The 12980-nt window shown below is 67.6% G+C and carries 12 protein-coding genes; 10 read left to right on the top strand and 2 right to left on the bottom strand.

Annotation, left to right across the window (positions count from 1 at the left end; translation table 11 throughout):
• Positions 1–10 precede the first annotated feature (10 nt).
• The 8 genes from AC04MD_RS01390 to AC04MD_RS01355 all read left to right on the top strand — a co-directional run bounded on the left by AC04MD_RS01390 (position 11) and on the right by AC04MD_RS01355 (position 8180).
• On the top strand, positions 11–655 hold the full coding sequence (locus AC04MD_RS01390; RefSeq protein ID WP_475495554.1) for a hypothetical protein: 645 nt from the start codon (positions 11–13) through the stop codon (positions 653–655).
• 106 nt (positions 656–761) lie between these two features.
• On the top strand, positions 762–1214 hold the full coding sequence (locus tag AC04MD_RS01385; protein WP_475495553.1) for a type II 3-dehydroquinate dehydratase: 453 nt from the start codon (positions 762–764) through the stop codon (positions 1212–1214).
• A 13-nt stretch (positions 1215–1227) separates the two neighbouring features.
• Complete coding sequence (locus AC04MD_RS01380) at positions 1228–1674, top strand: 3-dehydroquinate dehydratase (protein WP_475495552.1); 447 nt, start codon at positions 1228–1230, stop codon at positions 1672–1674.
• A complete protein-coding gene (locus AC04MD_RS01375; RefSeq protein ID WP_475495551.1) occupies positions 1661–1873 on the top strand; it encodes a hypothetical protein in 213 nt (70 codons plus the stop codon). Before AC04MD_RS01380 ends, AC04MD_RS01375 begins: the two co-directional genes overlap by 14 nt.
• 69 nt (positions 1874–1942) lie before the next feature.
• Positions 1943–2458 carry an RNA polymerase sigma factor gene (locus AC04MD_RS01370; protein ID WP_475495550.1) on the top strand — a complete coding sequence of 172 codons (516 nt, stop codon included), beginning with the start codon at positions 1943–1945 and terminating at the stop codon, positions 2456–2458.
• Complete coding sequence (locus AC04MD_RS01365) at positions 2455–3507, top strand: FecR family protein (RefSeq protein ID WP_475495549.1); 1053 nt, start codon at positions 2455–2457, stop codon at positions 3505–3507. The genes AC04MD_RS01370 and AC04MD_RS01365 overlap by 4 nt, the downstream gene beginning before the upstream one ends.
• Before the next feature lie 121 nt (positions 3508–3628).
• Positions 3629–6673, top strand: coding sequence for a TonB-dependent receptor (locus AC04MD_RS01360; protein WP_475495548.1), 3045 nt, complete (start codon positions 3629–3631; stop codon positions 6671–6673).
• A gap of 109 nt (positions 6674–6782) precedes the next feature.
• Positions 6783–8180: a CehA/McbA family metallohydrolase domain-containing protein gene (locus AC04MD_RS01355; RefSeq protein ID WP_475495547.1), complete on the top strand. Its 1398-nt coding sequence runs from the start codon at positions 6783–6785 to the stop codon at positions 8178–8180.
• Positions 8181–8689: 509 nt separating this feature from the next.
• Here AC04MD_RS01355 and AC04MD_RS01350 read toward each other — a convergent pair.
• Complete coding sequence (locus tag AC04MD_RS01350; protein ID WP_475495546.1) at positions 8690–8995, bottom strand: hypothetical protein; 306 nt, start codon at positions 8993–8995, stop codon at positions 8690–8692.
• 163 nt (positions 8996–9158) lie between these two features.
• Complete coding sequence (locus AC04MD_RS01345) at positions 9159–9650, bottom strand: pyridoxamine 5'-phosphate oxidase family protein (RefSeq protein ID WP_475495545.1); 492 nt, start codon at positions 9648–9650, stop codon at positions 9159–9161.
• A gap of 221 nt (positions 9651–9871) precedes the next feature.
• Here AC04MD_RS01345 and AC04MD_RS01340 point away from each other — a divergent pair, with 221 nt between their 5' ends.
• Entirely contained in the window at positions 9872–10231 is a 360-nt protein-coding gene (locus AC04MD_RS01340; protein WP_475495544.1) for a glycine zipper 2TM domain-containing protein, read from the top strand.
• 471 nt (positions 10232–10702) lie between these two features.
• Positions 10703–12949, top strand: coding sequence for a methyl-accepting chemotaxis protein (locus AC04MD_RS01335; RefSeq protein WP_475495543.1), 2247 nt, complete (start codon positions 10703–10705; stop codon positions 12947–12949).
• Positions 12950–12980 lie beyond the last annotated feature (31 nt).

Genomic DNA, 12980 nt, shown 5'->3' with positions numbered 1-12980 from the left:
GGCCACCCGCATGACGCTGCCCGAGGCCTGGCTGCCGTGGCTCGCGGTGGCCGGCCTCGGCGCCCTGCATGGCATGAACCCGGCGAATGGCTGGATCTTCCTCGCGTCCGACACCACACGCCGTGACGACGCGTGTGGCCTGCGACGGTGCCTGGCGTCATTGGCGGTCGGACACGCGGCGTCCATCGCTCTCGTCGTCGCGGCAGTCACGCATGGCGTGTCGCTGGATCGCGCGGACCTGATGACGTTCGCCGGAAGCGTACTGATCGCCATGGCGGTGACCCACGCAATCCGACGACGCGGGCGCCACATGCTCGCGACACCGGCTCACCCCAGCCGTCCCAGTGTCCGCCTGGCCCTATGGTCCTGCCTGATGGGGACCGCCAGCGGCAGCGGCCTGATGCTGGTGCCCGCCCTCGTTCCCTTGTGCGTAAGCGGTCCCGCGCGTGCGATCACCACCACCGGTTCGCTCGCCCTGATGCTGGTCGCGGTGATGGTGCATCTGCTGGCGATGCTGCTGACCACGCAGGCCATTGCCACCGGCCTGTGCCGTGGCCTCCGGCATGCGCGCGTTGGGCGCCATGCCCACCACCTGGCATCGCTATGGACACTCGCACTGGCGATCACCGGTGCGGCCCTGATCGCCACGCGCTGACCGCACTACGCATTCTTTACGCAGCGAGGCAGCAACCGCATGGCGACGTTATGCGACTCCCGCCTATCGTGGCGACACCGCACAGACGTGCGCCACGAACCGCTCCATGTCCATCCTGATCCTGCGCGGCCCGCATGCCCAAGCGGCCACCGACCCATCGCTTTCGCTCGCTTCGATTGACCAGGACCTGCACCGGCGCGCGCACTCCTCCGGCCATGCCCTGCATTGCCGCGGATTCCGCAGCCTGCACGACCTGCTGTCCCGCCTCCGCCAGGTGCGCCGCCAGGACCACATGGTGCTGATCGATGCGGGCGACCTCGCGGTCGACAGCCCCGACGATGCCGATGCGCTGCGCGACGCGCTCGACGCCCTGCCGGTTCCCTACATCGAACTCCACGACGACGCCGCACACGCGCTGGAGCCGCGCACGCAGCCGCAGCACGCCCCGCTGGTCACCGTGATCCTGCGTGGCGATCTGGCGAGCGCCTACACGATGGCGCTCGCCGTCGCCCTGCATCGCCTCGGCCGCACCGACCCGACGCCCACCCTCCATGCCTGAGCAGGAACCCCTCATGTCCATTCTCGTGATCCGTGGTCCCGAGCAGCACGACGGACTGACGTCGCCGCCGACACCGCTGCCGCCTTCCGTCCTCGGTGCGCTCGTACAGCGGGCAGGCTGCGCCGGCCAGACGCTCGTCGTCCGCAGTTGCGGCTCCACCACCGAGGTGCTCACCGCGCTGCGACTGGCCAACGAATGGGGCGTCCGCGCCACGCTGCTCGATCCCGGTGCGCTCTCCGACCATCCGCTACTGCAACGCGCCGTGCAGGGCCTGGCGCATCCCTATGTGGAAGTGCACGACGGATCGATCGCGGACGAAGCCAGCCTGCCCGCATCCACCGGCCGGCGCCTCGCCGTGGTGGACGGCTACGGTGCGCGCAGCTATGCGCTCGCACTGGAGATCGCACTGGAGCAACTCGGCTGTGCCGAATGCGAATGCGACGTCCATGTCGGCACCTGACCGGCCACGCCACTACTTCGCCGACTACGAGGTCTATCAGGACGGCCATGCCATCGCCTGGGGCCAGGTGACGCACAGCGCGCGCATGGACGCGGAGGCCGCCGCCGATGCACTCGTCGCCATCTTGCGTGCGCATGCGGCGAATACGCACGACGTCGACACGGGGGCGATCCGGCTGCGCGGTATCTACCGCCTGTAACCGCCGGACCTGTCACCGGGATGTCATCCCGGCCGCGTAGCGTGCCGCGTTTTGGGGAAGGACGGGACGTTGGCCGAGCAGGCGATCAGGGCGTTGACGCGCGTCTTCACCGACGAGGCGCCGGCGCTGCGCGGGTTCTTCGCGCGCCGCGGCGCCAACGACGAGGCCGAGGACCTGGTGCAGGAAACCTACCTGCGCCTGCTGCGCGCGCACCAGGGCGGCGGCGAACGCATCGCCAACCCGGAAGCCTATCTCTACACCGTCGCCACCAACCTGGCGCGCGAGCAGGCGGCCCGCCGGCAGCGCTCGCCGGTTCCCATCGAAGACGTCGAACAGGTGGCCGCGCTGATGACCAGTCCGGAAGGCGTCGAGGATGCGACCGAGCGCGCCCAGCGCCGCCAGCACATGCAGGCCTTGCTTGCCGGCCTGCCGGCGCGCACGCGCGCGGTGCTGGTCATGCAGTACCGCGACGGACTGACCTACCGGCAGATCGCCGAGCGCATGGGCGTGTCGCCGCACATGGTGAAGAAGCATGTCGTGCATGGACTCGCGGTCTGTCGACGCGCCGTCGGGGATGCGCAGTGAACCTCCACGATTTCGGCAGGACGACGGTCACGGAAGAGGCCGCGCACTGGCACCTGCTGCAGCGCGAAGGCGCGCTGGGTGCGGCCGACCAGCAGCGCTTCATGGACTGGCTGGTCGCCTCGCCCGAGCACCTGCGCGAGTATCTCGCCATGGCCCGCGTGGTCGCAGAACTGGGCGATGCGATGCGCGACCTGCCGGCCAGTGCGGACGTCGACGCCATCATCGCCGGCCCGCGTCCCGAGACCGGCAACGTGGTCGCGATCGGCGGCGCACGTCGCGCCAGGCCGGCACCGGCGCATTCGCCCCGTCGCCGCTGGATGCTACGTGTGGCGGTCGCCGCCATGCTGCTGGTGGGTATCGGCCTGGGACTGCAGGTCGCGCTGCCGACACGGATGACGTATGTCGCCCAGCATGGCGCGCCGCGCGTATTCACCCTCCACGACGGCAGCGTGCTGCACCTCAATGCGGAAAGCGAGGCCTCGGTCTCGTTCGGCCTGCTCCATCGACGGGTCCAACTGGCGCGTGGCCAGGCCAGCTTCGTCGTCGCGGCGGAACGGCGCCCCTTCACCGTGCATGCGGCCGGACTGGAAGTGCGCGACATCGGCACCACGTTCGACGTGTCGCTGCAGCGCGGCCACGCCCGCTTCGGCGTTACCGAAGGCCGCATCCTGGTGATCGACAGGGCGGGCGGCGGCCCGCTGCTGGCCGACCTGCGCGCAGGACAGGCGGCGCGCATCGCGCACGTCGACCGCCATGTACGGATATCGCACGAAGATGCCGACGTGCTGACCGCATGGTGGGACCGCCGCATCGTCTTCCGCGACGAACCGCTGCACGAGATCGCCGACCGCTTCAATCGCATGAATCGCGTGCGGCTGCACGTGGACGACCGCATGGCCGGCGCCTTGCGCCTCACCGGCAACCTGCAGGCGGACGATCTCGCTTCGTTGCGTGTATTCCTCGACGAACAGCCCGCGCTGATCACCACCCTGCAAGCCGGCGAGCTCCGCGTGCGTTCGCGTCCCGCGCCCGCATCCGTCGTGCGCTGAGCCGGCGCTGTAAGAAAAAATTCACGAAGAAAACGGTGCCCGATCTTCTTCGTGCGGAATCGTAGGAAGGGTGAGCGCGCGGCGACCGCGACGCCACCACCCCACCCTACCGGATCCCACGATGCGCCGACTCCTCGTTCTTTCCATCGCCCTTGCCCTGCAGGCCGCGACCGCCAACGTCGCCGCCCAGCAGGCGAACGCCGCGACCGACGCCATCCCCGCGCAATCGCTGGACAGCGCGCTCAACACGCTGTCGCGGCAGACCGGCCTGCAGTTCGTCTACAACGCACAGGCCGGAAATCCGCGCACGCGCGCCGTGCCCGCCGGGCTGTCGTCCGACCAGGCGCTGGCCTACCTGCTGGAAGGCACCGGCCTGCGCTTCCGCTACCTCAACGCCGGCACCGTGACCATCGAAGCCGACAGCGCGACCACCCCGACCGCGCCCGCCGCACCGGCGCAGGTACCGGCATCGACCACACCGGCCGCCGGACCGACCGCGCAAGCCGTCGATGCGCAGAACCTGGACAGCGTCGAAGTCGTCGGCAGCTACAGCCGCAGCCTGGAACAGGCCGTCGACATCAAGCGCTACAACGTCGGCTTCTCCGACTCCATCGTCGCCACCGACGTCGCCGACTTTCCCGAACAGAACCTCGCCGAAGCGCTGCAGCGCATGCCCGGCGTGACCATCGAGCGCAACAAGGGCATGGGCAGCAAGGTCAACGTGCGCGGCCTGCCCTCCGAATACACCCATGTCTCGATCAACGACCTGGCGACCGCGTCGGGCAGCGGTGGACGCGATGTGGAATTCGACCTGTTCGCCTCCGAAATCATCCAGCAGGTCACGGTGCAGAAGTCGCCGACCGCGGCCGACGAGGAAGGCGGCATCGCCGGCTCGGTGAAGATCTCCACCGCACGCTCGTTCGACTACAACGACCGCAAGCTGGTGTTCTCCGCCGAAGGCGCGCACAACTCGATCTCCGAGGAGACCGATCCCAAGTTCGCGTTCCTCGCCAGCGACACCTGGGGCGACTGGGGCGCGCTGGTCTCGTTCTCGCATGCCGAGCGCACCAACCGTACCGACTCCACCTCGGGCATCAACTTCCGTCCGATGTCGCGCTTCCTCGGCGCGTCCGGCACGCGCGGTTCGCAGGCCGAAGCGGTGATCGAGCGCGACACCGGCTGGGTCATCAACAACCGCGCCAACACCGCCGAAAGCAACCTGATCGTGTTCCAGGACAAGGTCGGCGACCGTGTCTACCTCAACGACCAGGAAAAGTGGGGCGCCACCGCTTCGCTGCAGTACAAGCCCAGCCGCACCTTCAGCCTGACCTTCGACGCCATGGTCGGCGGCTACGACACCACCGAGGACGAGTACGACGCCGCCGCGTATTCGGCGTCCAGCCGCAGCACGCTGGAGACGATCCACGAGTACGACGCCACCACGCTGTCCGACTACGGCATGCTGGTGCTGCGCGACGTCTCCTATACCGCCACCCAGCACGAGTTCCTCAGCAAGGAGCGCATCAACGAGACCGACTACGGCCAGTACAGCTTGGCGCTGGACTGGAGCAACGACCTCTGGGACATCGAGGCCATGGTCGGCTACTCGGGTGCCGAGAAGACCCTGGACTATTCCAACCTCAAGCACGTCGCCTACGCACCGTCGCGTACGCGCTGGACCGGCCGCAGCGGCGAAACCATCCCCAGCGCCACGTCCGCCGGCTTCGATATGTACAACTCGCCGTCGCGCTACCTGTTCGAGGCCTACGAGACCACACTGGAGAAGATCGACGACGACAAGTACGCGGCCAAGCTGGACGTGACGCGTAAACTCGACCTGCCCTTCCTGCCCGCGTTGCGCAGCGTGCAGTTCGGCGGCCGCTACACCGACCGCAGCAAGGAACGCCAGTACGGCGAACTGAAGATCACCGGTCCCAGCGCCGGCAATACCTCGTGGGTCAACACGCGTACGCTGGCCGACAGCCCGCTGCAGTGGATCGGCGACATCGTCCCCGGTGGCGCGTACAGCGTGAAGGACCTCGACTGGCAGCAGGTTTCCAACGACTTCGCCCGTGGCTACTTCCGCTATCCCGGCTTCTACACGCCGTTCGACGACGCGCAGTACTACCGCGTCGATGAAGAGGTCGCCAGCCTGTACGCGATGACCAACGTCGACTTCACCCTCGGTCGCGTGCCGGTGACCGTGAACGCGGGCGCGCGCTATGTGGACACGTCGGTGACCTCGTTCGGCTACCACCCGGTGCAGAATCCGGACGGCAGCACCGGCTACACCGACACGCCGGTGTCCAGCGACGGCGGCTACACCGACGTGCTGCCCAGCGTCAACCTGACCGCCGAACTCGCCGACGGCCTGCTGCTGCGCGCCGCCGGTTCGGAAACCCTGATCCGCCCCGCGCTCACCGACGTGGCCTACAAGCGGACCGCGAGCTGGAGCTCGTTCCGCTTCACCGACGGCAACCCGGACCTCAAGCCCACGTACGCCAAGCAGGCGGAAATCGGCCTGGAGAAGTACCTGGACAACGGCGGCCTGCTGGCGGCGTCGTACTTCCGCAAGAAGATCGACGGCGTGGTGGTCAGCGCGCTGACCGGGGTGGTCGAGGATGTCGCCGTCTACAACGCCAACGGCACGCTCAACGGCTACTACGACTTCGACGTCTACCAGCCGGTGAACGCCAAGGGCTCGTACGACGTCGACGGCATCGAGCTGATCGCCAACCTGCCGCTGTCGGCGCTGCATGCCTCGCTGGACGGCTTCGGCATCAACGCCAACTACACGATGCTTGACAGCTCGCTGGCCGGCGAATCCGACCTCGGCATCCGCACGCCGATGCCCGGCCTGGCCGAGAAGACCTGGAACCTCACCGCGTACTACGAGAACGCCCGCTTCGACGCACGCGTGTCCTACAACCACAAGGACGAATACGTGGAATCGATCGGCTACAACATGTACCCGATCTGGCGCGATGCCTACGGCCAACTGGACGTCTCGATCGGCTACCGCATCAGCGACCACCTCAAGCTGAGCCTGAAGGGCATCAACCTGACCGACGAGGAAACCAGCGGCTACACCATGGATCCCTCTTTCCCGACCATGTACGAGAAGTCGGGCCGCCGCATCAGCCTCGGCCTGCGCGCGGACTTCTGAGCCGCCGCGTCGCTCTTCGCGAGCGACGCGCTTCTTTCCACGCCCGGGCCGCCCTCGCGGCGGCCCGGCACGTGCGGCGCATCCTGCTGCGCCCGTTCCGGGAGTTCCCATGTTGCGTTCCCTGCTCTGCCTTGCCCTGATGGGCCTTCCTTCCTTCGCATCCGCAGCCGACGACACGGCTCGTCGCTGGCAGCCCGGCGACCACCACGTGCACAGCGAATGGAGCGTCGACTGGGACCGCACGACCTCGCCGCCGACGCCGATCCGCGGCGGCGATTCGCCGTACACGCGCAGCGACAACGCGCGTCAGGCGCAGAAGTTCGGCCTGACGTGGATGGTGCATACCGACCACGGCGGCCCCGGCCACTCCGTGGTGACGCGCGACCATGCCTTTCCTGCACTGGAACAGGCGCGTCGCGACGTGCCCGCGCTGATCCAGTTCAACGGCATGGAGTTCGATGTACCCGCGGCGGAACACGCCTCGCTGATCATCGCGCCCGGTGCCCGCGAACGCGACGAACTGGTGGAGATCGAGCGCCGCTTCAGCCGCAACGAGCCCGTGGACGGCATCCAGCGCGACGACGGCCAGACCATGCTCGATGCGCTGGCGCACATGCGCGCCCTGCCCGCACCGCCGCTGATGTTCGTCAACCACCCTTCGCGCACCGCCACCGGCGTCGGCCAGTGGGGCGACGTGGAGCCGTCGGAACTGCGCGCCTGGCACGACACCGCACCGCACGTACTGGTCGGCATGGAAGGCGCGCCCGGCCACCAGGCCATCCGCAGCGAGCGCGGCCTCTACCGCAACCAGGCGGCACCGACATTCGGCGGCTTCGACCAGATGACCACGCAGGTCGGTGGCGTGTGGGACACGATGCTGGCTGAAGGACGCCGCTTCTGGATCACCGCCACGTCCGACTCGCACCACAACCTGCGCGACGGCGGACGCGACTACGATCCCGGCGAGTACAGCAAGACCTACGTGTGGGCACGGCCCGAGGCCAATGACATCCTCGATGGCCTGCGCCATGGCCGCATGTTCGCGGTCACCGGCGACCTGATCGATGCGCTGGAATTGACGGTCCGCGGCTCCGGCGACCACGCACGCGTGGCAACGCTCGGCGACACGCTCGCGCTACCCGCAGGTGCCGCGATGCGCATCGAACTGCGCGTACGCCAGCCGGCGCACGCCAATACCCATGGCGAGCGACCCGCGCTGCAGCAGATGGAACTGATCGTCGGCACGCCCGGCGACTGCGGCACGCCGGCGATGCAGACCCGTCGCTGGACCACGAAAGAGTGGCGCCGACAGGGCGAATGGCACGTCGCGACGTGGGAACTGCCGGTACCGGCGCGCGGCGCCTTCGTGCGCGCACGCGGCAGCAGCACGCAGGAAGCCACGCCGCTGGCCGACATGCCCGGCGAGGATCCGTGGCAGGACCTGTGGTTCTATGCCAATCCGGTCTTCATCAACGCAGTGGAGCAGAACATCGCGCCGCCAACGTGATGGAGACAGCCCGTGTTCACCGTGCGATGTGACCTCTTGCGCAGTTCGCCCGGTCATGACGCGCTGCGTTGACAAGGCCTTTGCGAACCGTGCGCGACACTGCGGGCGTGGTCGATGCTGCAGCAGCAGCCTGCCGGATCCAGCTTGAACAGCCACGGCGGCCACACGGGTACCGTTGTGCGAAGCCCTAGCTTCGTCCAGCCTGGCTGCATGTGCGTCCCCGTCGGAAGGATCGCTGGCGCGCTACCTGCTTCACCGTTGCGAGACGACGAAACGCGTGGCCTCAGCCGCGCGTTTCGTCTTTTCCGGCATCAGCCGGCAAGCTGGACCCGCAACGTGCATCGACAGACGCATCCGACCCGACCAATGAACGTGGTGCTGCGAACGTGGCGGCGGCCAGCGCGGCGGCGGCCAGCATCCCGGCGGCGCACACAGCGGCACGATCTCGATCGCTGCGCTTCGGCCGTATCGCCGCACGCAACGGCGCCTTGCATCGGGCGAACACCGCTTCATACGTTCGGAGGCAAAGGAGCGCGCACGCGCGGGATGAACTCGGCCGGCGATGCCAGGGACTGCATCTGGCAGAACGTGGCGTCGTAGGCAGCAACCTCTTCCTGGTACTGGCAGAGGGCGCGGAACGGATTGCGTGCGGACAACGCCTGGGCCGAAGCGCGCAGGCGATCGCCGTCAGGATGACTCTGGACGAGCGCAGCCACCCACACGGTGAGCGCTTCCAGTTGGCCGGTGGTACGGGCGTCGCTGGTTTCCAGTCGGTCCAGCAGGGTGTGCAGATGGGTTTGCGAATACAGCAACATGGGGCGGGCTTCCGGTACGTGATCCACCGTATGCTTGGCCCCTGTTCCAGCGCGTCGGTTTCATGGGATCACGCGTGCCCGTGCGCGTGCCGGCCACCTTCGCTTGGCCGGAGTCAGGCGCCGTTGTGGAACGCATGACTTCCGGCCTACGTATTCGCGCACGTCATCCGCGCAGATCGACGTCCGCCACCTTGTCCTGATAATCCTCTTTAGGATCCACGCCCAGCAGTAGCTTCACGCCCGCCAGCAGACTCTGTTCGTTGAGCCAGATTTCCGCGTGTTCGGCATCGAAGCGCAGCAGCGCGAGCTTCGGATCGTCCTTGCCGCCTTCGTACCAGGCGGCGACGAAGGGGTTCCACAGTCGGTCGATCACCGCGCGGTCATCGTCGCGCACCACCGATCCCTGCAGGCTGGCGAAGACGTCGTGGCCCATCGACGCGAAGGTGGCGACGGCCCGCTGCGGTGATTGGGTACGCTGCGCCAACAGGTTGTCTGTCGCCGTGAAGATCCACAGCGGCCCTCGGCCCTCGTGCTCGAGCAGCGCGGTCATGGGGCGCGTATGGCCATCCTCGCCACCGTCAAGCCCGATCATCAGCGTGCGGTCGGACTTGATCGCCTTCCACAGTTTCCTTTCCAGTTCTTCGGGGGTGTGCATCGCGTACTCCTCGTGACGGATGCGCCGAACGTAAGCGCCGCAGCGTGGTGTTCGCGTCAATGCGGCATGCCGTCCGTCAGCGGGTCGTCATCTTCGTCACGCGCGCGTCACGCCTGGCGTACCGCCGCATGAACACGGCGCCTTCGCAGCGGCGCTTTTCACTACTCGTTCGCACCTCGGGGCGCAGCCTGATCCGGCGATACCCACCAAGGAGATGCGTCATGACTACCTCTCGTATCCTGTTGTCGCTCGGTCTGATGTCGGTGATGTCGGCCGCGGCAGCGCAAAGCTACGGGCCGCAGGACGAAGGCCGGCGCTTCAGCGACGGCAGCAAGGTCGAATGCCGCAACGTCGAAGTGCAGAAGAACAGCCGCGACCCCAACCGTGTGGCAGGTACCGCCATCGGCGCCGTGGTCGGCGGTCTGCTGGGCAACCAGGTCGGCAGCGGGAACGGCAAGAAGGTCGCCACCGTGGGTGGTGCCGTCGCCGGCGGCGCGATCGGCCGCAAGGTGCAGGGCAACAGCCAGGAGAGCAAGGGCGACCGCATCGTCGAGCGTCGTTGCGAGCGTGTCTATCGCTGATCGTCACCGACGATCCAGCCCCGGCGCACGAGGGCGCCTGCGGAGACAAGGCCGCAGGCGCCCTCGTTGCGTCGGTGTGGGGAAAATACCGACATTACCTACGCCGTTAGCCCCGTTATTGGAATTACATAATCCCGCTTATAACCCATCAACGAGAATGGCTTTCATCCCCTGACAAGCTGCTACCAAAGACGTAGACGCCAAAACTAAAGTCTACTGAAAACCGCCGATATCCCGGGGCGAAACGCAATTGTGACAAATCGGCGCACAGCCGAACGGCACAGGATCGGGTTCGAGAAAAGATTAACTTCGATCGATTATGTGCCGCGTGTCGGAAATCGACATATCCGAATGGGTGGATTGCGCTGGATCAAGGCAACCACCGGTATCGGGATCGAAGCTGACCCTCTGGGCTTCCGTCGCAGTGGCCGGCGGGGCTCCTCACTTGGGAGCGCAAGGGATATGAAGACGATGACGTTGAAGGTCGGCCAGCGGTTGGCGCTTGGCTTTGGCCTGGTAGTGGGACTGCTGGCGCTGTCCAGCGCTATTTCGCTGATGCAGTTGCGCCGAATTTCCAGCCGGCAGCACGAGATCACCGCGGTGCTGATGAAGGAGATGACCCACCTGACCGCGATGCGGCGCGATGCGCTGCATGCCGAGGCGTTGACGCGCGAGCTACTACTGAACACTCGTGCCGCACGCCCGGCGATGAAGGTCGAGCTGGACGACGTTCGCCAAGACTTCGACCGTCACTTGGCCGAATACCGGACGATCGCACGCGACAGCCGGTTGTCCGAGCTGCTCGATCGCGCCGTAGCGTTGGAAGCGAGAAAGCGCGCGATCGCCGACCGGATCGTGGGCGAAGCGCTGGAGGGCCGGGACGCTGCCGCAGCGGCCCTGCTGTTCAACGTCGGCAAGAAGATCGGCGAGGCCCGGACCGCACAGCTGCAGGTCGCCATCGACGCCCACGACCGCGCCATGCAGGAGGCGATCGACACGATCGGTGGCGCCACCCGCACCAGCATCTGGACGCTGCTGATGTTCGGCGCGCTGGCGACGGTCGCCGGCCTGCTGCTGGCCTGGCGCACCACCAGCGCATTGGTCAGGCCGCTGAAGGCGGCGACCCGGGCCGCCGACGAGATCGCCCGTGGCACGCTGGACGCCGAGATCGCGGTGGTGCGCGACGACGAGATCGGCGCACTGATGCGCGCCATGCGCGGCATGCGTGACGCGCTGCGCGAGCGGATCGAACGCGACCAGCGCCTGGCGCAGGAGGGTCTGCGCATCCGCACCGCGCTGGACGACGTGACCACCAACGTCATGATCGCCGATGCCGACCGCACCATCGTCTACGCCAACCGTCCGCTGATGACCATGCTGGCCGAGGCGGAGTACGACATCCGCCAGGACTTGCCCGCCTTCGAGGCGGCCAGCGTGGTCGGCCGCAGCATCGACCAGTTCCATCGCAACCCTGCCCACCAGTCGACGATGCTCGACCGTCTGCAGGGCACGCACCGCGCGCAGATCCGCGTTGGCGGGCGCACCATGCAGCTGATCATCAACCCGGTGACCGACGCCGCCGGTGTCCGCGCCGGGTATGTCGTCGAATGGGCCGACCGCACGGCCGAGCTGCGGGTCGAGGAGGAGGTCACCCGCATCGTGCAGGCCGCCGTGCAGGGAGACCTGAGCGGTCGCATCAGCGAGATCGGCAAGCAGGGCTTCCTGCTCGGCCTCTCTCAGCAGATCAACGGCCTGCTGACCGCCATCGCCACCAGCGTGGACGCGGTATCGGGCGTCCTGCAGGCGCTCTCGCAGGGCGACCTGAGCGCGCGCATGCAGGGCGAGTTCCAGGGTGTGTTTGCCCGCATGCGGGATGACGCCAACGCCACCGTCGACCAGCTCACCGACATCGTCGGCCGCATCCAGGACGCGGCTGGCGCCATCACCACGGCGGCGTCCGAGATCGCCGCCGGAAACCAGGACCTCTCGCGCCGCACCGAGCAGCAAGCGGCCAACCTGGAAGAGACCGCCGCCTCGATGGAGGAACTCACCTCCACCGTGCGCCAGAACGCCGACAGCGCACGCCAGGCCAACCAACTGGTCATCGGCGCGGCCGGCGTGGCGTCGCAGGGGGGCGAGGTGGTCGGCCAGGTAGTCACCACCATGGCCGACATCGAACAGTCCTCTCGCCGGATCGCCGAGATCATCTCGGTCATCGACGGCATCGCGTTCCAGACCAACATCCTGGCCCTGAACGCCGCAGTAGAGGCGGCCCGCGCCGGAGAACAGGGCCGTGGTTTCGCGGTCGTGGCGTCGGAAGTGCGCACGCTCGCCCAGCGCTCGGCAAACGCAGCCAAGGAAATAAAGGACCTCATCGAAAGCTCGGTGGACAAGGTGGCCGACGGTGCACGGCTGGTGCACCGGGCCGGCGCGACCATGGAAGAGATCGTGGCCAGCGTGCAACGCGTGACCGACATCATGGGCGAGATCAGCGCCGCCTCCCAGGAGCAGAGCAGCGGCATCGAGCAGATCAACCAGGTGGTCGTGCAGATGGATGGCGCCACGCAGCAGAACGCCGCCCTGGTAGAGGAAGCCACCGCGGCCGCGCGTGCCATGGAAGAACAGGCGCAGCACCTGCAAGAGGCCGCCGCCGTGTTCCGCCTGGAGCCGCGGGACACACTGCGCGCGCCGGTGCTGCTGACAGCACACGCCGCATGACACGCCACCAGCGTCCGGCGGCGCCGTCCGC

Source organism: Pseudoxanthomonas sp. LjRoot206, from assembly GCF_056175725.1.
The sequence above is the reverse complement of the archived record's forward strand: the minus strand, read 5'-3'. Positions and strand labels throughout refer to the sequence as shown.